General features: G+C 63.3%; 20 protein-coding genes. 13 read left to right on the forward strand and 7 right to left on the reverse strand.

Annotated elements, in window-relative coordinates; genetic code table 11:
• Positions 1-87: 87 nt before the first annotated feature.
• Positions 88-1143, forward strand: coding sequence for a mandelate racemase/muconate lactonizing enzyme family protein (locus M2339_RS12185; protein WP_264586431.1), 1056 nt, complete (start codon positions 88-90; stop codon positions 1141-1143).
• A gap of 15 nt (positions 1144-1158) precedes the next feature.
• Here M2339_RS12185 and M2339_RS12190 read toward each other — a convergent pair whose 3' ends face one another.
• From M2339_RS12190 to M2339_RS12200, 3 genes are all read right to left on the reverse strand, one after another.
• Positions 1159-1875 (reverse strand): ThuA domain-containing protein, encoded by a 717-nt coding sequence (locus tag M2339_RS12190; RefSeq protein WP_264586430.1) that lies wholly within the window; start codon positions 1873-1875, stop codon positions 1159-1161.
• On the reverse strand, positions 1875-2903 hold the full coding sequence (locus tag M2339_RS12195; RefSeq protein WP_264606363.1) for a 6-bladed beta-propeller: 1029 nt from the start codon (positions 2901-2903) through the stop codon (positions 1875-1877). The genes M2339_RS12190 and M2339_RS12195 overlap by 1 nt, the downstream gene beginning before the upstream one ends.
• 142 nt (positions 2904-3045) lie before the next feature.
• Positions 3046-3345 (reverse strand): antibiotic biosynthesis monooxygenase family protein, encoded by a 300-nt coding sequence (locus M2339_RS12200; RefSeq protein ID WP_264586429.1) that lies wholly within the window; start codon positions 3343-3345, stop codon positions 3046-3048.
• Between the two features lie 239 nt (positions 3346-3584).
• Between M2339_RS12200 and M2339_RS12205 the strand changes: the two genes are divergently transcribed.
• The 10 genes from M2339_RS12205 (at position 3585) to M2339_RS12250 (ending at position 16384) form a co-directional block, all read left to right on the forward strand.
• Positions 3585-4736, forward strand: coding sequence for an iron-containing alcohol dehydrogenase (locus M2339_RS12205; protein ID WP_264606364.1), 1152 nt, complete (start codon positions 3585-3587; stop codon positions 4734-4736).
• 50 nt (positions 4737-4786) lie between these two features.
• Entirely contained in the window at positions 4787-6184 is a 1398-nt protein-coding gene (locus M2339_RS12210) for a spinster family MFS transporter (protein ID WP_181560676.1), read from the forward strand.
• 38 nt (positions 6185-6222) lie between these two features.
• Positions 6223-7131, forward strand: coding sequence for an amidohydrolase family protein (locus M2339_RS12215; protein WP_264586427.1), 909 nt, complete (start codon positions 6223-6225; stop codon positions 7129-7131).
• A 4-nt stretch (positions 7132-7135) separates the two neighbouring features.
• Positions 7136-8500, forward strand: a complete 1365-nt coding sequence (locus M2339_RS12220; protein WP_264586426.1) for a hypothetical protein — start codon at positions 7136-7138, stop codon at positions 8498-8500.
• A gap of 68 nt (positions 8501-8568) precedes the next feature.
• Entirely contained in the window at positions 8569-8787 is a 219-nt protein-coding gene (locus M2339_RS12225; RefSeq protein WP_264586425.1) for a hypothetical protein, read from the forward strand.
• Positions 8788-8846: 59 nt separating this feature from the next.
• Positions 8847-10049, forward strand: a complete 1203-nt coding sequence (locus tag M2339_RS12230; RefSeq protein WP_264606365.1) for an isopenicillin N synthase family dioxygenase — start codon at positions 8847-8849, stop codon at positions 10047-10049.
• A 487-nt stretch (positions 10050-10536) separates the two neighbouring features.
• Positions 10537-11457 (forward strand): helix-turn-helix transcriptional regulator, encoded by a 921-nt coding sequence (locus tag M2339_RS12235; RefSeq protein ID WP_264586423.1) that lies wholly within the window; start codon positions 10537-10539, stop codon positions 11455-11457.
• A gap of 120 nt (positions 11458-11577) precedes the next feature.
• The gene (locus M2339_RS12240) at positions 11578-13692 is read left to right on the forward strand and encodes a TonB-dependent receptor (protein ID WP_264586422.1); all 2115 of its coding nucleotides are present in this window, start codon (positions 11578-11580) and stop codon (positions 13690-13692) included.
• Positions 13693-13732: 40 nt separating this feature from the next.
• Positions 13733-14890 carry a 12-oxophytodienoate reductase gene (locus M2339_RS12245; RefSeq protein WP_264586421.1) on the forward strand — a complete coding sequence of 386 codons (1158 nt, stop codon included), beginning with the start codon at positions 13733-13735 and terminating at the stop codon, positions 14888-14890.
• 48 nt (positions 14891-14938) lie between these two features.
• Positions 14939-16384 carry a spinster family MFS transporter gene (locus M2339_RS12250; protein ID WP_264586420.1) on the forward strand — a complete coding sequence of 482 codons (1446 nt, stop codon included), beginning with the start codon at positions 14939-14941 and terminating at the stop codon, positions 16382-16384.
• Here the strand turns inward: M2339_RS12250 and M2339_RS12255 are convergent.
• The 4 genes from M2339_RS12255 to M2339_RS12270 are packed head-to-tail and all read right to left on the reverse strand — an operon-like array spanning position 16369 to position 22421.
• Positions 16369-19617 (reverse strand): efflux RND transporter permease subunit, encoded by a 3249-nt coding sequence (locus tag M2339_RS12255; RefSeq protein WP_264586419.1) that lies wholly within the window; start codon positions 19615-19617, stop codon positions 16369-16371. The genes M2339_RS12250 and M2339_RS12255 overlap by 16 nt on opposite strands.
• A gap of 3 nt (positions 19618-19620) precedes the next feature.
• On the reverse strand, positions 19621-20763 hold the full coding sequence (locus M2339_RS12260) for an efflux RND transporter periplasmic adaptor subunit (protein ID WP_264586418.1): 1143 nt from the start codon (positions 20761-20763) through the stop codon (positions 19621-19623).
• The gene (locus tag M2339_RS12265) at positions 20760-22034 is read right to left on the reverse strand and encodes a TolC family protein (protein WP_264606366.1); all 1275 of its coding nucleotides are present in this window, start codon (positions 22032-22034) and stop codon (positions 20760-20762) included. The genes M2339_RS12260 and M2339_RS12265 overlap by 4 nt, the downstream gene beginning before the upstream one ends.
• 57 nt (positions 22035-22091) lie before the next feature.
• Positions 22092-22421, reverse strand: a complete 330-nt coding sequence (locus tag M2339_RS12270) for a hypothetical protein (protein WP_264574284.1) — start codon at positions 22419-22421, stop codon at positions 22092-22094.
• A 310-nt stretch (positions 22422-22731) separates the two neighbouring features.
• On the opposite strand from M2339_RS12270, the gene M2339_RS12275 reads away from it, so the two are divergent.
• Together M2339_RS12275 and M2339_RS12280 are read left to right on the forward strand one after the other, a co-directional pair.
• Complete coding sequence (locus M2339_RS12275) at positions 22732-24780, forward strand: carbon starvation CstA family protein (protein ID WP_264578050.1); 2049 nt, start codon at positions 22732-22734, stop codon at positions 24778-24780.
• The gene (locus M2339_RS12280) at positions 24777-24962 is read left to right on the forward strand and encodes a YbdD/YjiX family protein (RefSeq protein ID WP_181560681.1); all 186 of its coding nucleotides are present in this window, start codon (positions 24777-24779) and stop codon (positions 24960-24962) included. Before M2339_RS12275 ends, M2339_RS12280 begins: the two co-directional genes overlap by 4 nt.

Here is a 24962-nt window from a genome sequence, read left to right on the forward strand (position 1 = left end):
CGGCTCTTTATTGCCCGCGCCCCATCGGCGATGCAGACAGGCGCCCGAACTCTGGGCACGGTGCCGGGGTCGATCAGGAGAGCGGGAATGAAGATCACCGGCGGCAAGGTGATGGGTGCGACGGTCAATTTCGAAGGCGTGATGGCGGGAACGCACATCGTGCTGCGCCTGATGACCGACCAAGGCATCGAGGGCATCGGCTCTGTCAGCCGGGTGAACCCGCGCACGCTCAAGCCCCTCATTCTGCTGATCGAAGCGATGGTCGAGAGCCTCATAGGGCATGAGGCGGAGGTCGAACCCATTCACGACCGGCTCACACGCCCCCTCCTCGGCGCGCCGGTCAGCGGGCTGGAGTTGCGCGCCGCCAGCGCAATCGATGTCGCCCTTTGGGACATCAAGGGAAAGGCGGTCGGTCAGCCGGTCTGGAAACTGATGGGCGGGTTTCGCAACCGGTTGCCCGTGTCCGCCAATTGGGGACTGATGCCCGGGCCGCCCAAGGACGCGCTCGCCGCCCACATCGCCGACCTCCTTGGCCGGGGGTTTCGGGCGATCAAATGTCCGGTCGGCTTCGCCCCGCTGGCGACGGCAATCGAGCATGTCCACTTCGTGCGGTCATGCGCCGGGCGGGACGTACGCATCATCGTTGATGGCAATTTTCAGTGGACAGCCAAGCAGGCGCTGCATTTCGCGCGCGAAACGGAGGCGGACGATCTCTATTGGATCGAAGACCCCGTCGCCTATCATGATTATGACGACATGGCCTTCGTGCGGGCCAACACGAGGCAGGCGATCTGCGCCGGCGAAGTGTTCCAGCACCCCCACGAATTTCGCGCCCTGATGGAGAAGCGCGGCAGCGATTATGTGATGATTGATCAGGACCTCGGGCTGACGGGCTTCCTCAAGGTCGCCCATATGGCGCAGGCCTACGGACTGCCCGTGGTGAACCATCTCGCGCCTGAAACACTGAGCCATGCAATCGCCGCCGTCCCAAATGGATTGATCGTAGGTCTTGTCCCTTGGGCGCAACCGCTGTTCCGCGAGAAACTGCAGATCGAGGATGGCGATCTGATCCTGTCCAATCGGCCCGGCCTCGGGCTAAGCTTGGATGAGGATGTGCTGGAGCGGAACGGCCCCGGCGCCTGAAGCACCAGCTCTGCTCTAGGCGAAAGGACGCCGCCGCGCGGCCCACTCCACGCCGCGCTGGATCAACGTCTTGAACACGGGGTCCTGCCAAGGGCCGCGATGATCGGGCTGGTCGGGCCGATCCGCAAAGGGTTTGTCATAGGGGCGATTGGCGTGCCCCAGAGCCAGATACAGCAGGCCACCCTCGCCGACATGGCGCCGATACATCAACGGCCAATTCTTGGTTTCCATCATGCGCCCGCCAAAGGCCTCGCCGCCCCAGTGGCATTGCAACAGAACCTCGATATCATCGCGCACCGTCTCGACGCAGTAGAGCTCGTCGTCGATCTCGAAGGGCGCAATCCCCTCGAGCAGCGGGTCTTCCGGACGAGCGGTGTCTACCCGGAACCGCTGAAAGGGCGGGTGCGTTATGAACCGCGTGCCCATGATCTGCGGCACAATCTGATTGTCCCCCACCGAATTGCTGGCATGGAGCGCGAACCAGCGTCCACCGCGCTCCAGAAAGGCCCGCATGGCGCTCGACGCCGCTTCCGAGACCGGCACTTGCGAGGTGTAGCTGACAACCATGTCGCAGCGCGCCCATGCATCCACATTCTCATAATCGATGAAGCAATCGGTGCGAATGCCATCTGCATCGTAAAGTGCCTGCGCCAGGTTGATCCGGGCATAATCGAAATCATGATTGCGATGGGGGCTTCCGCAAACGAGGTTGGCGATCAGCGGCAGGGACATCAGCGATCGACCCTGCGGAACTTCTGGATCTGGTGACCGATGCACGCCTCGCGCGCGATGCGATTGAAGCCGGAGCCAAAGGAGACCGAAACCTCGGCCACATAGAGGCTGCCTTGCGAATCGAGCGCCAGGGCGTGCGGCGCGATAAAGTTGCCCGGGGCCGAGCGGGCGTTGGAATCGGCGCCCCATCGCGCGACGATATTGCCCTGCGGCGCAAACACCGTCACGCGGCCGGGCAGATCCCTGTCCGCAAAGCCATGCGTAAAAGACCCTTGGCCGGCTTCCATCGGCCGCCAGAGTTCGGAGACGTAAATCAGCCCCTCGTCGTCCACCACGACGTCCGTCGGGCGCAGCACGTCATCCCAGATGGCGATGAACTTGCCGGAGCGGTCGAAGAACTGCAGGCGGTCGTTCTCGCGGTCGCAGACGATCACATTTTCCTGACGATCGAGCGCGATGCCGTGGGGGAGATGAAATTCGCCCGGGCCGGTCCCCACCTCGCCCCAACTGTTGAGCAGTTCGCCTTTGGGCGAGAAATGATGGATGCGCGCATTGCCATATCCGTCCGCGACGAACATGTCCTTGTTCTGCGCGATGCACACATTGCAGCAGCAGTTGAAGCCATCCGCAGAGCGCTCCACATACTCATTGTGATGGATCTGCGGCCTCCGGCCTTTGATCGATCCATAGCCGGTATCGCTGACCTTGCGCGGTTCGCCCAGCATCCACTGGAAATTCCCCTCCAGATCGAACACCCGCACCACGCTGTCCTGATCGTCGGTGCAGTAGACCAGGTCGTCATGGATGGTGATGCCATGGGCGCGATTGAACACGCCATCGCCCCATTTGTAGAGGAAGTTGCCGTCTGAATCATACACCATCACCCGCTCTCCCTTGCGGGTGTGGAGGAAGACCCTGTCCCGGGAATCGCAAGCGACGCCGGCTACGTCCTCATGGCTGAATTCATCACCGGCAGGACATTTTTCCCAATTGGGCACGACTTCGAATGTGATTGAGCCAGTGGACATGGTTTCTTCCTGTGTGGGCCGTCCGCACGGAACAAGGCGGCCTGAAAGGGGGAGGACAGGACCGCAACCTAGGAAGCCCTCCCCGGAGCCACTTGCCCGGGCCGGAAAATGATGCTGCCCCTCGCGGTATGCGGCGGCGCGATCAGAAAAAGCGGCCGACCGTCTGGCTATGCTCCACAAAGGGCGGTTCGACGAAATAAGGGCCGGCGAGCGCCCGCCACTGGAGGAAGCCGTCGGACTCCCGGAAGCCGACCATGTGGTCTTCGACGCTGTCCCATTCCACGCGCAGGCGATAACGGGCTGGGTCTTCGATCACCCGCTCAAGTGTCATGCTGTGCGCGCCCTTGGCGGCCCGCAAAATAGCCGCCGCCTGCGCCACGGCCAGCTCGAAAGCCTCCGCCTTCGCCGGATCAATGGTGAGATGTGCGATTTCGGTGATCATGATCTTCTCTGTCGACGTTGCTGCCAGCAGCCATGACTGCCCATGGCCACCGGCCCGCGCTTATCCGTCGCGGAAGTTCGCTGTGCCTTTCTACGCCCGACGCCTGATTTGCAGGAGGCCTACAGGCGGGGTGCCAGACATACCGCGACGGGCATCTGCAACTTCCGACCAGGGTAAGTGCCGCCCGGCGGGCCGTGTCATCCCGATCCTGCAAAATCACCGTCAGGAACGCGCCGACCATGAGTCCCCAGCAGATCAGCATGAAACAGGTGGCGCTCCTCCATTTCGGGCCGGATGTGTCGGCGCGGTTGGTCGATGATCTTCTCAAGATCGGTTCGAAGTCTGCCCTTATCGTGACGACGCCACCGATACGCGACGCCGCGGAGCGGGTCGCCGGCCCCTTGCGGGCGCAAGGCTTGCGCACCGAAATCTGGTGCGACAGCGGCAGCGAGCCATCCGTAAGCGACTTCGAGGCCTTGCTGGCGATAGCCCAAAGTCGGGCCGCAGATGCCGTCATCGGCATCGGCGGCGGCAGCTCGATGGATCTTGCGAAACTCGCCGCCGCCCTGATGGATGGCCGCCAGACGATCGCGGATGTTCAGCGCGACGGCCTGTCTGGCCCGCGCAGATGCTGGCTCGCGTGCATCCCGACCACCGCAGGCACCGGCAGCGAGGTTTCGCCCATTGCCATCCTGCTGGATGAGAATGACCTGCTCAAGAAGGGCGTGGTGAGCGAGCATCTGGTGCCGGATGCCGCCTATATCGACCCGATGCTCACGATGTCGATGCCGCCCGCCGTCACTGCTGCGACCGGGCTGGACGCGCTGACTCATTGCATCGAAGCCTATGCCAACCGCTTTGCCCACCCGGTGATCGATACCTTCGCGTTGGCGGGCGTGCGGCTGGTCTTCCGCAGTTTGCTCAACGCCGTGCGCAATGGCAGCGATGTGCAAGCGCGGACGGACATGGCGCGGGCCAGCTTCTATGGGGGCCTGTGCCTTGGCCCGGTGAACACGGCCGCGGTTCATGCGCTGGCTTATCCGCTCGGCGGTGAGTTCCATGTCGCCCACGGCGTGTCGAACGCCATCCTTCTGCCGCACGTCCTTGCCTTCAACCTGCCAGCGGCGGAGGCACGCTACGCCGACATCGCGATGGCGGCTGGCGCGGATGGCAACGGAACGACGGCCGAGATCGCGCGCGCAGGGCTGCGTTTAATCGAAGGATTGTGCCGCGATTGCGGCGTGCTGATGCGCCTGTCCGACCATGGCGTGCCGGCCGATGCGCTGGACCGGATGACGGATGGCGCAATGACCGTCACCCGCTTGCTGGACCGCAATGTGCGCCCCGTCGAATGGCGTGACGCGCGCCAAATCTACGGCGCTGCATTCTGAATCGACATGCGGATAGAAGATAGAAAACAACCGGCTTTGGGAGACGATTTTTGACTGTCCATCACGATGCGCATGATCCTGGCGTTTCCCAAGCAACCGCTGGTCCCACGCTTGGCGCGCCGGCAGATGACACGGACATGCCGACCCGCGGGCAAGCGCATTATTCGCTTTTCGTGCTGACGGTCGTCGTCCTGTTCACGGTCGTGGATCGTCAGGTTCTCGCATTGCTGATCCTGCCCGTGCAGCGCGATTTCGGTATTTCCGATACGCAGGCGGCTCTGTTGCTGGGCGCGGCCTTTTCGCTGACCTATGCAATCGCCGGCCTGCCCATCGCCCGCATCGCGGACACCCGCAACCGCCGCAACATCGTCGCCGCCTGCATCGCTTTCTGGAGCGGGGCCACGATGCTGTGCGGTCTGGCTCAAAACTACACGCATCTCTTCCTCGCGCGCATGGGCATCGGCGCCGGCGAGTCGGGCTATGGCCCGGCGACCTGGTCGATCGTGACGGACTCCTACCCACGGGAAAAGGTGGCCTTTGGAACCGGTGTGCTTTCCATCGGCGCGACGGTGGGCACGGGCCTTGCCCTCTTCATGGGCGGCGCGGTGCTCGCGATGGTCGAACACTTCCCGACCGTCAGCCTGCCTTTCGGCGGCACGATCCGCCCCTGGCAGTGGGCCTTCATCATCGTCGGCGCGCCGGGCCTCATCTGGGCGCTCGTCGTGCTGACCACCAAGGAACCAGCGCGGCGTGGACTGAAAGGCCGTAAGCTGAAAAGCGTCCCGGTGAAGGATGTCGCCCGCTTCATGCGCGATGACTGGCGCGTCTATCTCGCTGCGATCGGCGGCCTCGCCATGAAGCTGCTGATGGTTATGGGGATCTCGCAATGGATGCCAACGCTCTACCACCGCGAATTCGGCTGGGAGCTGTCCGATGTCGGCATGATCACGGGCGGGATCGCCATGGTCCTCTCGCCCATCGCCCTGCTGCTCGGCGCGCGCGTCTCGGAACGCTGGATGAAGCAGGGGCGCTCCGACGCTAATCTGCGCATCGTCTTCTACGGCCTGTGCGTGTCGGTGCCCTGCTACATCGTCGCGCCGCTGCTGCCCAATCCCTGGATAGTGCTGACGCTTCAATCGGTGGCCGTGTTCGTTTCCGCTATGGGCGCCGGCCCTGCCATCGCCGCCTTCCAGCTTGTCACGCCCAACAGCATGCGCGCGCAGGTCAGTTCGGTGAGCCAGTTCTGCACCAATGTTCTGGCCTTTGCGGTGGGCCCGCTCCTCGTCGCGATCCTGACGGACTATCTCTTCCGCGATCCGCAACTGCTCAACTACTCCATCTCGCTAAGCACTGCCCTGCTTGGCCCATTGACCCTTTTGATCACCTGGCAGGGCCTCAAGCCATTCGCCCGCAGCGTCGACCGCATGGCCCTGGAGGCCGGGCAATGAGCGCGCAAGATCCGACCCGCGGAGGAGACCCCGACTGCATGGCCCCGATCGACACGCTCGAAATCATCGACGCGCAAATCCATGAGCCTTTCCCTGCAGTTCGGCCGAACGGGGCAGACATGCACCTGTTGACAAGGATGCAGATCGAACTCGCGCGCGAAGCGATGGACGCGATCGGCGTCGACCGGGCGCTCGCCGTCACCGACGACGCGTTCATCGAACTCGCCAGCACCCTCTTCCCGGGGCGCTTCCCGGGGGTCCATACCTTCTTCCCGATCGTCGACGACTTCGGCCCTGCTGTCCGCAAGGTCGCAGCCAATCCCGCCATGGTGGCAGGGCGCGCATTGGTCGGAAACTTCGCGACAGCGGAAATGCGCCCAGAGTTCGATACCGGAAAGTTCGATACCCTTTATGCGGCGGCAGAAGAGGTCGGCCTGCCCATCTTCAACTCCACCCACGGCGGATGCGCGCGCATGGCGGAGATTGCCGAACGGCATCCCACCTTGACGCTGATCATCGACCATATCGGCGTCGCGCAGCACCCCGTGTCGCCGCCAGAGACGATGTCCTGGGCGACCTTCCCCGATCTGCTCGACCTTGCCCGCTACCCCAACATTGCCGTGAAGCTCTGCGGCGCCCCGCTCCTGTCAGAAGAGTCTTACCCTTTCGAGGATCTGTGGCCGCGGCTCGACCAGTTGATTGCCGCGTTCGGGGCGGAGCGGATCATGTGGGCCAGCGATTATACGCGCTTGCGCACGGCCGATCTTCCCCGCGGTGCCCGCCCAAGGCGCCGCGGACTGACCTATGCCGAAAGCCTCAACTTTCTGCTGCGGAGCGACCGGCTGAGCCTTGCGGACAAGCGCCAGATTTTCGGCGGCACAGCCACCCGCCTGCTGCGCCTGCCCCCCATCGGTACGGACTGGCCGATGCCCGAGATGCGCTGGTAGTGGCATGACCGATGCCGAGACCCTGCTCGCTCAGGTGGAAGAAGCCTGCAAGCGGTTGAAGATTGCCCAGACGACATTCGGGCGGCAGGCGGTCAACGATGGCAAGTTCGTCAGCCGCCTGCAGCAGGGCGGCCGGGTGACGCTCCAGACGGTCGAGCGTGTCCATCGCTTCATTGCCGAGCAGGGCGGACCATCTGCAGCCAATCTGCGCTCGGCCATCATCGGGCGCGCGGCGATGAACGTGGAGCACAGCTTCCGCTTCTACGACAATCGCCAGAAATATCTGATGTTCGTGAACACCTCATCGGAAAAGCAGGTCATTGCCGACCGCGCGCTGCAGCAATTGACCTTTGCCCAACCCCGCCCGCCCGCCATCCGCTTGTTCGATGGTGGCGCCGGCGACGGAACGGCCCTCACCCGCCTCCTGCGCGGCGCGCATCGCCGCTACGCATGGCTGCCCTTCTACGTCGTCGCGAAGGAAATCAGCCTCGAGAATGTTCGGCTGATGCTGGAAAAAATGCCCGACCGGTTTCAGGAGCATCCTGCCACCGTCCTCGTCGTCACCAACCTGCCTTATGCCGAAGCGCCCTGGCTCAATCCGCGCAATCCCGTGGACGCCAGCCGGATGGTCTGGGAAGAAGTGCCGCTCGATGGCTCCACGGCGGGCGATTTCGAAGAGTCCATCGCCGAGCTTCAGCCGTTTCTGGAGCGCAACTGGCGGGTGCGCCGCAGCGCAGCCACAGGCCGCCCGCTGCATGAAGTCCCCGCCGTCCTCATTCTGTACCGCCGCGACCACCGGTTCGCGCTCGACGCCGTCATTCCGCGCCGCGGCCAAGCCAATGCCGATTTCGATTTCGTGCTGCTCTCCCAGCCCTATAGCGCCCGGGCAGAGCTATCCTTCAAGGCCGAGAAGATCGTTGCACCCCTCGCCCGCGCCTTGCGTCTGAGCGGGCAGCTTATGGGCGTCCACTCTTTTGGTGACGACCCGGGCATGGAGCTGATCCAGACCATCTGGCCGGATGAAGCCCCCTTTGTCCACAAACGGCAGACGCTGATCGCCGCCGTCCAGAACGAACTCGGCCGGGAGGCGCGCAAATTCCAGCTTCACGACCTTCCCGATGAGCGCTCGGTCTTCCGCTATGGCATCCAGACGCTGGACACGGAAATCGACCAGTCGATCGGCTCGTCCACGCTTCTCGCGGCCTGGAACGCAGCAAGCTACGTGGCGCAGATCGAGGATGACCGGCTGTCCGTGGCGATGAACAGCGATCGCTATCTCGAAGCCACGCGTCAGACGCTGCGCAAATATGGCGGGCTGTGGTTCCAGAACGAAACCTACATCATCTCCCGCCGCGCAGACCTGGGATAACAATCGAAAGAAGCCATATGGATACTCACGCAACCTGCCCCTTCTGCCACGCGCCCTGGACACAGGAGATGATTGATCAGCTCGAAAGATTTTCGAGCGCCGGCGGCTGCGCCTGTTGCAGCATGACGCCAGACCTTGTGGCCCACCAGCCATTGGAGACGCCCAAACGCGACCTGTGCTGCGCGACCTGTGGGAAGGCGATCTACCTCGCGCCAAATCTCGTCAGCAACCATCTTGAAGAGATTCAGACGCAGCTCAAATCCGATGTAAATCTCTTCTATTTCTGAATATATTTCCATCACCGGAAATATAGATTCATAATTTTCGAAAGGTGGGATTTATCCCAATGACGGTGGGAACAAATGTGGTTTACCCACCGACACGGTCGTTCAAAATCAGCACCATTGATCAGCCAACGCGATCATTGCCCGCCTGGACAATGACTACACGCTTGGCGACGCAAATGGAGAGTATGATGTTGGACGTTCTTTCAGATCTTGTGGCTGGGAAAGCCGGCGTTGACGATCAACCCGCACAGGGTGCCGATCTGCCTGACACCCTGCCGGTCGTGGACATCTCCAGACTGCAAGGCAGCGCGCGAGACCGTGAGACGCTGATCGCACATCTGAGGAGTGTGCTGCACCGTTTCGGCTTCTTCTACCTTAAGGGTCATGGCGTCGACCCCGCGCTGTGCGCCGCAGCCCTCGCCGTCTCCAAGCAGTTCTTCGCATTGCCGGAGGAAGACAAGCTCGCCATTGAAATGATCAGATCGCCGCATTTCCGGGGCTATTGCCGGGCCGGCATGGAACTGACAGGCGGTAAGCCCGACTGGCGCGAGCAGGTGGATTTCGACCGCGAGGAAGCCCCGCTGCCCACTGGCCCCGACACACCCGCCTGGCATCGCGCCATCGGGCCCAATCAGTGGCCCGATGCCCTGCCGGAGATGCGAGGCATCATTCTGGCCTATCAGGCGGAGGTGACGCGGGTCGGGATCGAAGTCCTCCGCGCGATCGCCCTGGCGCTCGGCCAGAACGAAGATGCCTTTGCGCCCATGTACAAGTCGGGCCCACGCCAGCATCTCAAGATCGTGCGCTATCCCGGTCGCGATCAAGCCACGTCGAAACAGGGCGTCGGCGCCCATAAGGATGGCGGGCTGATCACCATCTTGCTGCAAGACGTGCTGCCGGGTCTGCAGGTCCAGCTTGAGGACGGATCGTGGATCGATGCGCCGCCTGTGCCGGGCACATTCGTCGTGAACACCGGAGAACTGCTTGAACTGGCCACCAACGGCTTCGTCCACGCAGACGTCCATTGCGCCACCTCACCAGAGCCCGGCACGGCGCGCTATTCCATTCCGTTCTTTCTCGGCGCGAGCCACGAAGGCAGCATCCCCCTGATCGAACTGCCCCCCGAACTCCGCGCAGTCGAACGCGGGGTGAGTTCAGACCCCGACAACCCACTGTTTCGCGACGTCGGCATGAACCACCTCAAGGCGCGCTTGAGATCCCACCCTGATGTAGCAGCACGGTTTTACGCCGATTGCGTGTAATTCTGATGAGCGGCTCACTAGAGAGAAGAGCTGGCGTCGTCAGACAGAAGGATAAGGCAAGGGGCCGAGCAGAATGCGATCTGTCTCCCACCTCGTGCCGAAGCCGCGTCATACCGCGATTGATTCAGCCTGATTCACCCGAAGAATCCTTGCTAAACGATCTCAGATGGATCCCCTCGAAACCGCAACCGCAACCGACAGCGTGCGCTTCGATTTTAACCGCCGCCGATCTCAGGCTCATGGCGCAAGCCAGCTTCATGAACGAGGGCAGGTCCTCACGGGCCGTTTCGCGCGGTGAAATGTCGGCTATGTTGAACTGTTAAAACTGAGGACAACCCGCGGGCGCGCTGTCCAAGGGTTCTCCTATGACCGGCCCACTGGGGGTCACATGTACCGGGGACCAGTTAAGCCGGGTAGGTCACGCAAAGAGCGACCCCACGCATTGACACTATGCGGAATGCGCATCGCATGACATCTTGATACCATCATGGCACAGAACATTTCAGTTTCGCCAATCAATGGGTCGTGGAACAGTGGCTTTGCCTTGTATCAGGCGGCGACATATGTCGGCACGCCACATCGGCCTGTCATCGTGGCCGCGACCACGAACAGTCAGAGCGAAATCCAGCTCTTTGACTGGCTGGTGCCCGAGCGTTTCGAGGTCATAAGCGGCGGCGGTTCCGACAATCGCGCTGCGAAATTCTGCTTCTACATCGCGAACCGTCCCACCTGGATCGGCCGAGGCGATGGCGAAATACAGGAAATCCCGGAACATAAACTCGTCGTCATCAATACGAACGATCCAATCAGGACGATCAGCCTTGGCGACACGCGGCATCTTACGCTCGTTCTGCCTCACTGGATGGTCGCGCGCCAAGTTCCAGAGCCGCTTCATCTGAGCACAGCAGCGACTGTCTTGCCCGATGCCAATGGGCTCGCAGCGCGCGACATCATGTTTGCGCTTCGATCATGCATTGGGTTGGCGCAGTTTCCTTCGATCAGCACGAAGCTGGTGGACGGCTTCCTTGATACTCTGCGTCCCGTCAAAGCCGATGACCATAGCCCTGGCTTGCACAAGCGCAGCGCCGATGTGCTGCGCGTTCGCGAGATCATCGCACGAAACTTCAGCGATCCCGATTTTTCAGCGGCGGATATTGCGCGCGCACTCGGGATATCCACGCGCTACCTGCACCTCATCTGCCAGGTTGAAGAGTCACCCGCCCGGATGATCCGGAATTTCCGGCTCCAACAAGCAGAGGCGCTCCTCAAATCGCCAGCCTGGCAGGATAGATCCATCACCGACATTGCGCTGGAGTGTGGCTTTAACAGCAGCAGTCAGTTCAGCACCAGCTTTCGGTCCTATGCCGGGGTTTCGCCACGGCAGTTGCGATATGGCCGCATTGCTTAGATTTAGAACCGACCCGCACTTCCAAATTTCAAAAATCCACTGCGGAAATCGGAAAGACGGCATGGCTGCGGCCAATTAAGCCTGCTCGCCACAAAACAACGAAATGAAGAGGGCGAGGATATGTGGAAGGGCTCTGACAGTCTGTCGGGTTTTTGCGTGCTGGCGGCCTTGGTGGCAACGCCGGGGGTGGCGCAGACGGGACCGGCAAGCGAACCATCGGCAACGATCGAGGACATTGTCGTCACCGCGCGTCGGACGGCAGAGACGTTGCAGAACGCACCGGTTGCCGTCTCGGTGATCGGCGGCGGCGCCCTCGAGCGGGCCGGCATCACCGGGTTGACGGACCTGCAGAGCCGGCTGCCCGCTGTGGAATTCCAGACAGCGACGAGCACGCCGATCGTCACCGTGCGCGGTGTTGGCACGTTCAGCACGCAGGCCGGTGTCGATTCCGCCATAGCCTATACGGTCGATGGCATCTTTCTGGCCCATCCCCAGGCCTATCCCCCGGTTCTGGTCGACATCGCGCGCGTGGAGTCTCTGCGTGGACCGCAGGGCACGCTCTACGGCCGCAACTCAAATGGCGGCGCGATCAACTTCCTGACCAACGAACCGGTGCTGGGGCAAGTGCAGGCAAATATCGCGCTGACTGCGGGCAATTATGCGACCTTCGGTTCCGAGGCGATGCTGAACGTGCCCATGGGTGAAAAGGCCGCGATCCGTTTCGCGTTCGGCTCGAACAGGCGCGATGGCTTCTATCCCGATGGGTACAGCAATGCCGCTGATTGGGTCGGGCGCGCGCGTCTACTGGTCCAGCCCAGCGATCAACTAAAGATCGTCCTCAGTGCCGACCGCTCCAAGCTGAGCAACGATGGCGCGGGTTGGGACTATTGCCCGCCCAACACCACCAGCGCTTTGTGCGCCGGCCGCCCTTTCCGCCCCTATACCGGGCTGAGCGGACGCAACCTCGCGGATTTCAATCATAGCGATAGCTGGTCGGTCTATAATCAGATTGATCTCACGCTCCCCTGGGCCACGCTCACCTCGCTCACTGGCTACCGCGACAACGACTTCCTCGCCCGGCAGACGCAGGTGCTGGGCACGTCGTCCTCAGGCTTTATCCAGGGTGTGCGCAGCAAATTGTTCACGCAGGAGCTGCGCCTCGCATCGCCTGCCCAGTCGCCTTTCAAATGGCTCCTCGGCGGCTTTTACGCACGCGAGACCGGCCCGGCCTCACAGACCTTCAATCAGGACGAGGTCCCCTACTTCTCCAGCGATCCGCATCTGGTGACGACTTCGAAAGCGGTGTTCGGCGAAGTCACCGTGCCCCTCGCCTCCATGCTGCGGGTCATCGGCGGGCTGCGCTATACCGACGAGGAGAAGTCCGCGACGGGTGTGGTCCGCACCATCTCGCCGACCTCCACCACCGAACTGCCGATCCTGCAGAATTTCCGGACCCGCAAATGGACCTGGAAAGCCGGGGCAGAGCTCGATCTGGCCGAGACGTCGCTGGTCTACGCAACGGTCAGCACCGGCTTCAAATCGGGCGGCATCAATCAGGTTCCGCAACTGCCTGGCTTCACCGGCTCCTACCGGCCCGAGACGATTACTGCCTATCAGTTAGGGTCGAAGAACCGCCTGCTCGGCAACCGCCTCCAGATCAACGGCGAAGTCTTCTATTATGATTACAAGGATTTCCAGGCGCTGCAGGTGATCCGCGACGCCGCCATTCCCGGCTTCTTCATCCAGACGACCAATTCGCAGAAATCATCGATGTACGGCGGCGAGTTGGAGGCCGAGGTCGCCGTTTCCTCCGCGGGTCGCCTGTCGCTAGCGGCCACCTGGCTCCATGCCCGCTTTGATACCTATATCATTGGCGCGACCAACCTGTCGGGCAAGCAGATCCAGGCCGCGCCCGATTTCACGCTAGGTGGCGCCTACGAGCACCGGTTCGATTTCGACAGCGGCGCCCGCCTGACCTTCGGCATCGACAGCAAATATGTGACGGGACATTTCGTGGCCAACAGCAACGCCCCCGGCTCCTATCAGGATGGCTATTTGCGCTCCAATGCGAGCTTGACCTTCGAAACCCCCAATCGCGCGTGGCAGATCTCGGCGTTCGTCAGGAACATCGAGGACAAGGCGCAGATCGCGGCCTTCCAGCCGTCCGCAAATGGCGACTTGGTGCTGCTCAATCCGCCGCGCACCTTCGGCGCGACGGTCAAATGGCGCTACTGATCGTGGCAGGCCAGCTATCATCGATGCGAGGCGCAACCGCATGACGGATCAGTCCTCCCTCCTCTTCGACCAGTTCACTTTGAAAGGGCGGCAACTCGCCAATCGCTTCGTCCTCCCCGGCATGCAACGCGGATGGAGCGTCGACGGCGCGCCGACCGATACGCTCACCGATTACTACGTGCGGCGCGTGAAGGGTGGCGCGGGCCTTATCATCACGGAGTCGGTCGCGGTCGATCACCCCAGCGCGACACGGTCGGCTGTTTTCAGCCGGTTGGACGAAGGCACGTTCGAGGCCTGGCGCCAGTGCGTTGGGGCAGTGCGCGCGGCAGGCGGGCACATTCTCCTGCAACTCTGGCATGAGGGCGCCGTGCGCAAGGATGAGGACCTGGGAGACGGGGTGGTCGTCACGCCGACACTCAGCCCATCCGGATTGATGGCGGCGGACCGACCGCGTGGTCGGGCGGCGACGCTTGAGGAACTCGAGGAAATCAAACAGGCCTTCGTTCGCTCCGCGCTTCTCGCGCAAAAGGCCGGGGCAGACGGCATAGAACTGCACGGCGCGCACGGCTATTTTCTCGATCAGTTTCTGTGGGAGCAAACCAACCGCCGCTCGGATCGCTATGGTGGCCAGTCGCTGCCCGAGCGGGCGCGCTATCCTGCCGAAATTGCGCGAAGCGTACGTGCAGCCTGCGGGGAAGATTTCATCATCTCCTTTCGCTTTTCCCAGTGGAAGGAGATCGATCTCAAGGCGCGGATCGCCGAGACGCCAGAGGAGCTGGCGCTATTCGTCTCGCTGCTGCGGGACTCAGGAGTCGATATTCTCCACGTGTCGACGCGACGTTTCTGGGAGGCTGCCTGGCCGGAGAGCGACAAGACGCTGGCCGCTTGGGTCAGGCAACTGAGCGGACTCCCGGTCATCGCCGTGGGCAGCGTCGGACTGAGCACGGACATCATGGAAACGGCTCAGGGCCTGGAATCGCACTCCGATGTACAGGCGAGCATCGCTATTCTCGACCAGGGTCTGCAGCGGAGCGACTTCGACCTTGTCGCTGTCGGGCGCGGGCAGATTAGCGACCCCGAATGGGTCAACAAGGTGCGGGAGCAGCGTTATGGTGACATCATCGCCTTTTCCCGCAAAGCGCTTGGTAAGCTCGATGGGGAAACGGACCATATGGAGGGTGTGCCCCCAAAGGCCTGAGCGACACATCGGTATGGCAGATATCAGGATAAGAGTTGGGACGAGGCAATGAGCTCTGGCAGGCCAGCCGAATCAGCGGCGGATGAGGCGGTCGATCTGAACGGGCCGACCAGCCGCCCGGATGCCACGCGTGCATCATGGATCGCGCTCTCCATCCTGCTGCTCGTCTATCTGCTCAACAATCTCGATCGGTTCATCCTCTCGATCCTCGCCCAGCCGATCAAGGAAGAGTTGCGCCTCGCGGACTGGCAGCTTGGCCTGCTCACCGGCTTCGCCTTCAGTCTCCTGTATGTCGTCGTCGGATTTCCGATGGCGCGCCTGTCCGACCGGGGAAACCGGACGTTGATCCTGTCCCTCTGCGTGGCCTTCTGGTCGATCATGACCGCGCTGTGCGGGCTCGCGACAAGTTTCGTGCAGCTTTGCCTGTTCAGAGCCGGTGTCGGTGTCGGTGAAGCGGCTTGCCTGCCCGCTTCACACTCGTTGATCAGTGATCTCTTTCCGCCGGAGGCGCGAACGCGCGCGATGTCGATCTTCGGGCTGGGCCTGCCGCTGGGCGGGTTTGCCGGCGTCGTGATCGGTGGCTTCGTCATGGACCATTGGGGATGGCGCAGCGCGATGCTGGTCGTGGGTCTGCCCGGCCTGCTGGTAGCCCTGCTGACCTGGATGGTTATCAAGGAGCCCGAGCGGGGCCGTTTCGAGCGGGCATCCGCGCGGACGTTGCCCAGCGCCGGGTCCCTGATCGAAGTTGCGATGACGTTATGGAAATCGCCCATTGCCCGGAATGTGATCATTGCTCTGACGGCTGCGGGCCTGGTGGGCGCGCCCAATGTCACCTTCATGGGCCCCTACATGATCCGCCGCTTCGACCTGGGCTACACGGAACTGGGCGTGATCATCGCGCTGACCTTCATGCTCGGATCGGCCATATCGACGCTGGGAGGCGGGCTCATCGTCCATTGGGCATCCCGCTTTGACGACCGCTGGATCATGTGGGTGCCTGCCATCGGCGTTGCGCTCAGCGCGCCATTATATGTCGCGGCTTATGCGCAAAGCAGCTGGCAGGGCCTCGCGGCGATCCTGTTTCTCGCATCCGTCGTCAACTCGACCTATCTCGCGCCTTCCTACGCCATGCTGCACAGCACGGTCGGGCCAAACGGACGTGCGACCGCATCGGTCATCGCGAGCTTCTGCCTCAGTCTGATCGCGATGGGTTTTGGTCCGCTGCTTGCCGGCATGGGGATCGATCTGCTGGCAGCTCATCTCTTCAGCGCCCTTGAGCAAGGTAGTTTTTCGAGCGCGTGCCCCGGCGGCGCGGCCGCCACCGGGAGCGCCCCGGAACTGGCCAGCGCATGCCGCTCCGCGACATCCCAGGCCACGCAATGGGTGATCATGGGATGCCTCGCAGCGATGGTATGGCCCGCCTGGCATTTCTTCCTTGCGGCGCGTCACATGACCATTCGGACCACCTCAAATGCACATCATTCGCGCGTCTGACTAACCGGCTTTGACAAGAGCGGGTGACGCTTGTCCGAGGTCATCGGATGACCGCGCCGCCGGACAGCGCGTTGTCCAAAGCGGGCATAGAGTGTCGGAAGAACGAACAGCGTCAGCAGCGTTGCGGATATCAGGCCGCCGATCACCACGGTCGCCAGCGGCTTCTGGACCTCGGCTCCGGAGCCGCTGGCAAACGCCATGGGCACAAAACCCAGGCTTGCGACCAGCGCAGTCATGGCGACCGGCCGCAGGCGTTGGATCGCGCCTGTTCGTGCTGCCTCGGCGCGGCTCATGCCCTTGCCGATCAGATCCTGAATGGAGCTGACCATGACCAGCCCGTTCAACACCGCGATTCCCGACAGCGCGATGAACCCCACCGCCGCCGAGATCGAGAAGTCCATCCCGCGCAGGAAGAGCAGCAACACGCCGCCGACGAGCGCGAAGGGCACGCCGGTGAAAACGATCGCCGCGTCCCGAACATTGCCGAGCGCACCGTAGAGCAGCAACAGGATGATGACGAAGCAGCCCGGCACGACAAGTTTCAGCCGCTCGCTTGCCGAAGCGAGATTCTCGAACTGCCCGCCCCACTCGAGATAACTGCCCGCAGGCAAGCGCACCTCGTTCGCAATCGCTGCCTGAGCGTCTGCAACGACACTGCCCACATCGCGGCCCCGGACGTTGGCCTGGACAACGACGCGGCGTTTGCCGTTCTCGCGGCTGATCTGGTTTGGCCCGTCGACCACCGCAATCGTCGCCACGCTCGACAGGGGGACATAGGCGCCCCCAGCGACCGGCACCTGAATCTGGGCCAGTGCGCCAAGGTCGGCACGTTGGGCCTCGGAAAGGCGGATGACCACCGGGAAGCGTCGATCACCCTCGAAGATCATGCCTGACGTGCGGCCGCCGATCGTGGCGGTGATGGTGTCCTGCACGTCCTGCGCCGTCACGCCGAGCCGCGCCATCGCATCGCGATTGACGCGGATGTCGAGCATCGGCAGGCCGGTGGTCTGCTCGACCTTTACGTCGGTCGCGCCTTCCGTCCTTCGCAGAACCGAAGCGATTTGCTCGGCTACCCGGTTCATCGATGCGAAATCGTCACCGAAAACCTTGACCGCGACATCGCCGCGGACGCCGGCAATCAGCTCATTGAAGCGCATCTGGATCGGCTGAGTGATCTCATAGGCGTTTCCGGGAATCTTCCCCAACTCGCCTTCTAGACGCTCGACCAGCGCCGCCTTGGTCAGGTGGGGATCGGGCCACTCGTCTCGTGGCTTGAGGATCACGAACATGTCCGTTGCATTGGGCGGCATCGGGTCGGATGCCAGTTCCGCCGTGCCTGTCTTGGAGAAGACGAACTTCACCTCCTTTTGACGCGACATCATCTGCTCGAGCGGCACCTGCATCGCCTGGCTTTGCTGGACCGATGTCGCCGGGATCCGCAGGGCCTGGATCAGGATGTCGCCTTCATCGAGCTGCGGCAGGAACACCTGCCCCAGCGAGAGGAATGCCGCCGCCGCGATCGCAAGGCTTCCAAGCGCCGCTCCGATGGTGAACGAAGGCATCTTCATCGCCCGATCGAGGCCCGGTTCGTACCGCGCCTTCAACCAGGAGATGATCCGGCCATCCTTTTCCTCAACCTTCTTCGAAAGCCAGATCGCGATCATCGCCGGCACGAAGGTCAACGACAGGATGAAGGCGAAGGCGAGCGCGATGATGACCGTGAGCGCCATCGGCACGAAGGTCTTGCCTTCCACCCCGGTGAGCGTGAGCAGCGGCACATAGACCAGAATGATGATCGCCTGGCCGTACACAGAGGGACGGATCATTTCGCGCGCCGCGCTCCCGACATTGCCGAGCCGTTCCTGCACTGTGAGCAGGCGGCCCTCATGATGCTGCTGTTCGGCGATACGCCTGAGCGCATTCTCAACGATGATGACGGCGCCATCAACGATAAGGCCAAAGTCGAGCGCGCCAAGGCTCATCAGATTGGCTGAGACGCCGACGCGCAGCATTCCGAAACCGGTCAGCACCATCGTGATCGGGATGACCAGCGCAGCGATCAGGGCCGCCCGGAAGTTGCCGAGCAGCAGGAACAGGACGACGATGACCAGAAGCGCGCCTTCGCTGAGATTCTTTGCGACCGTCTTGATCGTCGAGTTCACCAGTACCGTCCGATCCAGCACCGGCTGAATGACGACGTCGGGGGGCAGGGATGCGTTGATCTCCTGCAGCCTGTCGGCAACCGCGGTCGCCACGGTGCGACTGTTTTCACCGATCCGCATGATCGCCGTGCCAACCACCACTTCGGTGCCGTTCTCCGAGGCTGATCCCATCCGAACCGCCTGTCCGGTCTGCACCGTGGCGACCTGATCAAGCGTGATCGGCACGCCTTCGCGGGTGGCGATGACTGTCCGCGCCAGTTCCGCTTCGTTGCGGATCAGCGCGTCCGATATGACCGCGAGACCTTCGCCACCGCGATTGACGAACCCGCCCCCGACGCTGGAGTTGTTGCGCTCAAGAGCAGTGCCGAGGTCGGTCAGGGTCAGACCTATCGATGCCAGTTTCTGAACATCGGGCACGACGAGATATTGTTTGGCGTAGCCCCCGATCGAATCGATCCCGGCGACGCCGGGCACATTCTTGAGGAGCGGCGTGACGATCCAGTCCTGCGTGGTGCGCAGATAGGTGGCCTTATCGGACTCGCTGGTCAGCCGTTGCCCTTCGGGCGTAATGTAGCTGCCGTCCGGCTGCTGCCCAGGCTCGCCGGGCCGATGCTTGTCGTCGGCCCGATGGTCGAGCCGAACGGTCCACATATAGACCTCGCCAAGCCCCGTCGCGATCGGCCCCATTTCAGGGCTGACACTGCCGGGCAGGCTCTCTTTCACGCTTTCAAGGCGTTCGCCGACCTGCTGACGCGCGAAATAGATGTCGGTCGCGTCGGTGAACACGGCCGTGACCTGAGCAAAGCCATTGCGGCTCAGCGAACGGGTGTACTCAAGACCGGGAATACCGGCGAGCGCGGTTTCGATCGGAAACGACACCTGCTTCTCGACCAGTTCAGGCGAGAGCGCGGGCGCACGAACGTTGATCTGCACCTGATTGTTGGTGATGTCCGGCACGGCGTCGATCGGCAGGCGGGACAAGGAATAGGCGCCGATGACGGCGGCAACGGCGGTGAGAGCGAGGACAAGCCAGCGCTGCTCCACCGCCCATGTGACGATGCGGGCGATCATGGTTCAGTCCTCGTGGCTTGCTTCGCTCTTGCCGAGTTCGGCCTTGAGCGTGAAACTTCCGGTGGTGGCGATCCGCTCACGGCCTGAAAGCCCAGAGCGGACGAGCACGGTGTCGCCGGCGGGATCGCCAAGCTGCACCGGCGTGACCCTGAAGCCTGTCGCCGTCCGAACGAACACAACCGTTTTCCCCTCGACCGTTTGCACGGCCGTCAAGAGCACGCGCACAGAGGCGGGACCGTCGCCGCCGCCAGCCAGTTGCACCGACGCGGTAACCGCCTCGCCAACGCGCCAGACGCCGCTGCCATTGTCGAGCGATGCGATCGCCGGCACCAGTTTTGTCTGTGGATCGAGCGCTGGCGATACGAAGCTGATCTGCCCGATTGCCGACCGTCCTGCTGCGGTGACCGTCACGGGCGCACCGGGACGGACGCGGCCCGCATCCTCGGGCTTGAGGCTGAGCGAGAGCGAGACCTTCGACAGATTGGCGACCCGGAACAGCTCGGCGTCAGCCGCAACTGTTTGACCGAGCACCACCGGTCGCGCGATCACCTGGCCCGAGAGGGGGGCAACGATGCCGAGGCGATTGAGCCCGCTCCCACCGCCACCAGTTGCCGAAACCTGGCTTTGCGCCTGAGTGAGTGCGATCCGCGCTTCGGTTGCCGCGGTTCGCGCCGCGATCAGGTCCTGCTCAGGTGAAACGCGCTGAGAGAACAGCCGTTGCTCGCGCGCGAGATTGGAATTGGCGAGGGCGAGCCGTGCCCGGGCCGCCTCGACCGCCCCCTTGAGCTGCGCCGCCTCGCGGCTCTCGATCACCGCAAGCGTCTGCCCGCGGGAAACGCTTTCGCCGAGATTGCGGTTAAGCGCGACGACACGACCGGCGATCGCCGCTGAGACGACCTGTGTCGCCTGCGGATCGCCATCGATCGTCGCGGGCAGTTCGATCGTGCCGGCGCCGCCGATCAGCGGAACGGCAACCTGCACGCCTGCCGCCGCGATCTGTTCGACCGAGAGCGTGATGACGCCTTCATCCGCATGACCGGTTTCCTTGGGTTGCTCGGGCGCGGACTCGTTCGTCGAAGCGCCGTCACCGCAGGCAGCCAATATGAGCGCGAGCGACAATGCGCCCGCAAGCTGGATTTTCTTCATGACTGGTTTCCCCCTTGAGGCGCGGGAGCGGTCAGCCGCTCCAGCCGCGCACGGGCATTGTGATAATTGGCGAGGGCATCGATCGCAGCGACGCGGGTGTCCGCGAGCGTGCGCTCGGCGTCGAGCAAGTCGAGCTGGCTGAACTTGCCCTCGCGATAGCCGATCCGTGCGATACGGGCCGCCTCCTGCGCGGCCGCAAGCGCCGGGCCGGCGGCCGCGCGTGCGGTCGTTTCGGCATTGGCTGCTTCAGCTTGCGCTTCGGCAATCGCCTGATCGACATCGAGTGCCGTCATGCGCCGCCGCGCCTCAGCCCTTGTGCGCTCGGCACTAGCCTGCGCCACCGCCGCCCGGCCGTTGTTGAACAGCGGGATTGCAATCGAGATGGCGAAAGCCGCGGCGGTGTCGTTGGTCGCTTCCAGACGCCGGAGCGCCGGCCCGATATTAAGATCGGGCACACGATTGGCGCGCGCCAGACGGATGCCGGCATCGGCGACGGCAAGATCGGCGTCGGCTGCCGCAAGCGTGAGCGTGCCGGAAGCGGACGGCGCGATCATCGGGCCATAGGATACTGTCGGAATTTGGTCCAACAGCCCGATATCCAGTGCACCATCAATCGAACGGCCAAGGCGTCGTGCGAGGTTTAGCCGCGCGACGTCCGCAAGCCGGGCGGCGCGTTCCAGGCTCGCCGCCGCGTTGATCCTGGCGAGATCCGCACGCTGTTCTTCAAGCGGTGAAGCACGGCCGGCTTGCACCCGCACCTTTGCCGCCTGCAGGGCATCGTTCGCGATCCTGAGCTGGTCATGGGCGGTTGCGAGCCGTCTTTCCGCCGCGATTGCCTCGACATAGAGCGACGTAACCTGAAGGCGGACATCGGCCGCGACGACCGCTGCTTCCAGTTCCGCACGCGAAAGTTGCGCTGTGGCGACAGCCATACGCGCACTGCGCTTGCCGCCGAGTTCGATGGGCAATGTCACGCCCATCGTCGTCTCCGCGCTCCGGAGCCCCCTATATAGTCCGGTGCCGACGAGATTCTCGACCTGCGCCTGTGCCACCGGGTTGGGACGCAGGCCCGCAACCATGCGGTTGGCGCGCGCGGCTTCGATAGCGGCTTTGGCAGCGTCGGTTGACGGTGCAGCGCCGCCCGCTGCGGCGATGGCCTGTTCAAGCGTGAGGATCGACCCCGCAGCATCGGCCGATACGCGCCCCTGTTGCGCCTGCGCCGCCGAGGCACAGGACGCTGCGGCGAGCATCGCCGCGAGCAATTTCTTCATGAGTGATTCTTCCTGACAGCTGATCGTCAGGCCGGCATGTGCCGGCCGGCGAAACCGTCAGGCTTGGGGCGGCCTTGGCAAGACGCCGCCGCGGGCATCCGGCAGCGGCGCGCGCAAATGGCGCTGCTCGGGATCGTTTGTCACCAGGCTCGCCTGTGACCCGATGATCGTTGCAGGCGTTCCAACATGATGTCCGTGACAGGGATTGTGATGATGCGGCAGTCCATTGTCGCTGTCGGCGGGCACCTCGTCGCCATCACCCGGTGCGTGGACCGTAAGTTCGGCGCCAAGCACGCTCCCGCCCACCGCTTCAGCAGCGTGCGCCATGCCCGCGAAGCCGGAAAGCACCAGCATCAGGCAGGCGAGCAAAGGGAGAAGCTTGCGCATCATCTGTCCCTTACCACCCAGACGCCACGACGTAACCGCTTATTTGAAATGAGCTCCTTATCCGTAAGGATGATTTGCGCGCCGCTGGAGGTGGCGAGAGCGATGCCCCGTTATCGAGATGGGCAGCAAGCATACTGTGCTCGTCGACGTGAGCAGCGGCGGAGGTTTTCGCATCACGCGCCAGGCTTTACGCGGTCACCCTCGCGCAAGCTTGCGGGACCGGCTTGGAAAGCGTGTACGTGACGCCTACGACAGCTCATGCGCGCATTGGGCATTGCGGCGAATCCAGGATGGAATGTTAGGGGCGGACATGGTGAAGCATATTTTCTGGATCATCCTCGCGATCATCGGCGCCGTCTGTCTCGGCATCGTCGCCACGGCACGCGGCGAGGCGGTCAACGCGCTGTGGATCGTCATTGCCGCGGTGAGTATCTTCCTCGTCGCCTATCGTTATTATGCGCTCTACATCGCCCGGCACGTCATGCGGCTCGATCCTGCTCGCGCCACGCCGGCCCAGTATCGGGGCGACGGGCTGGATTATGTCCCCACGGATCGCCGCGTCCTCTTCGGTCATCACTTTGCGGCCATTGCCGGCGCCGGCCCGCTGGTCGGCCCGGTGCTCGCGGCGCAGATGGGCTATCTGCCCGGCACGCTCTGGATCATCTTCGGCGTCGTGCTGGCCGGCGCGGTGCAGGATTTCATGGTGCTGTTCATCTCGATGCGGCGCGACGGAAAATCGCTCGGTGAACTGGTCCGAATGGAGATGGGGCCGGTCGCCGGCACGATCGCGCTCGCCGGCGCCTTCCTGATCATGGTCATCATCCTCGCAGTGCTCGCCCTCATCGTCGTGCGCGCACTGGCGGAGAGCCCCTGGGGCATGTTCACTGTCGCCGCCACGATCCCCCTCGCCCTCTTGATGGGCATCTACACACGCTGGATCCGCCCGGGCCGCATTGGCGAGGTTTCGCTGCTTGGCTTCGTGGGGCTGATGCTCGCCATCATGTACGGGCAATCGGTCGCCGCTTCCCCCGTCTGGGGGCCGATCTTCACCTTCACGCCCACGCAGCTCTGCTGGATCCTCATCGGCTATGGCGCCGTCGCCTCCATCCTGCCGGTGTGGCTGCTGCTGGCGCCGCGCGATTATCTGTCGACCTTTCTCAAGATCGGCGCGATCGCGGCGCTGGCGATCGGCATCGTCGTCATGGCCCCGCCGCTGCGGATGCCGGCGCTGACCCAGTTCGTCGGCGGGGGCGGTCCGGTCTGGTCGGGTGGCCTCTTCCCCTTCCTGTTCATCACCATCGCCTGCGGCGCCGTCTCGGGCTTCCATGCGCTCATCTCCAGCGGCACGACGCCCAAGCTCATCGCGGCAGAAACCGATGCGCCTTTCATCGGCTATGGCGCGATGCTGATGGAAGCGTTCGTGGCGATCATGGCGCTGGTCGGCGCCTCGATCCTCGATCCGGGCATCTATTTCGCGATGAACAGTCCAGCCGCGATCACCGGCGGCGATCCCGTGAGCGCAGCGGCCGCGGTCACCGCCATGGGCTTCCCGGTCTCAGCCGACACATTGGCCCAGACCGCCCGCGATGTCGGTGAGCACAGCATCGTCTCGCGAACCGGTGGCGCGCCGACCCTCGCCGTCGCCATGGCCGAGATTTTCAGCCATGTCGTCGGCGGGCCAGCGATGAAGGCCTTCTGGTATCATTTCGCCATCCTGTTCGAGGCACTGTTCATCCTGACGGCCGTCGATGCAGGAACCCGCGCCGGCCGCTTCATGCTGCAGGATCTGATCGGCCTCGCCGTCCCCTCATTCCGCGCGGGCAACGCCCTGCTGCCAGGGGTGATCGCGACCGGTCTGTGCGTGGCCAGCTGGGGCTTCTTCCTCTATCAAGGCGTCACCGATCCGCTTGGCGGCGTGAACACGCTCTGGCCGGTGTTTGGCATCTCCAACCAGATGCTCGCGGCCGTCGCACTGATGCTTTCTACCGTGGTTCTCTTCCGTATGAAGCAGCACCGGTTCGCCTGGGTGACCGTGGTGCCCACCCTCTGGCTGCTGGTCTGCACGCTGAGCGCCGGCGCGCTCAAGCTCCTGTCGAGCGATCCGGCCGTCGGCTTCCTCGCGCATGCCCGGCGCTTCTCGGACGCTGCCGCCCGGGGCGAAGTTCTGGCCCCGGCGAAATCCATGGCGGAGATGAACGCGATTATCTTCAATGATCGGATCGATGCCGGTCTCTGTGCGCTCTTTGTCGCCGTGGTGCTCTCGCTGCTCTTCTTCACCATCCGGACATGCCTGGCGAGCCTGCGCAATCCCGCTCCGACGGCGCATGAAGCCCCGGCCCAGATGGTGCCGGCGGAATGAGCGGCCTGTGGCATCGGCTGCGCGCCACCGCGCGCTTGATGGTCGGGCAACCGCCTTATGAGGCCTATCTGGCCCATATGGCGCGTCACCATCCCCAGGCGGTACCGATGACGCGGACCGAGTTTTTCCGCAACCGTGAGCAGGCGCGCTATGGAGGCGCTGGCGGAGGCAAGTGCTGCTAG

The sequence above is a fragment of the Sphingobium sp. B2D3C genome, from assembly GCF_025961835.1.
In the GTDB taxonomy this organism is placed as follows: domain Bacteria; phylum Pseudomonadota; class Alphaproteobacteria; order Sphingomonadales; family Sphingomonadaceae; genus Sphingobium.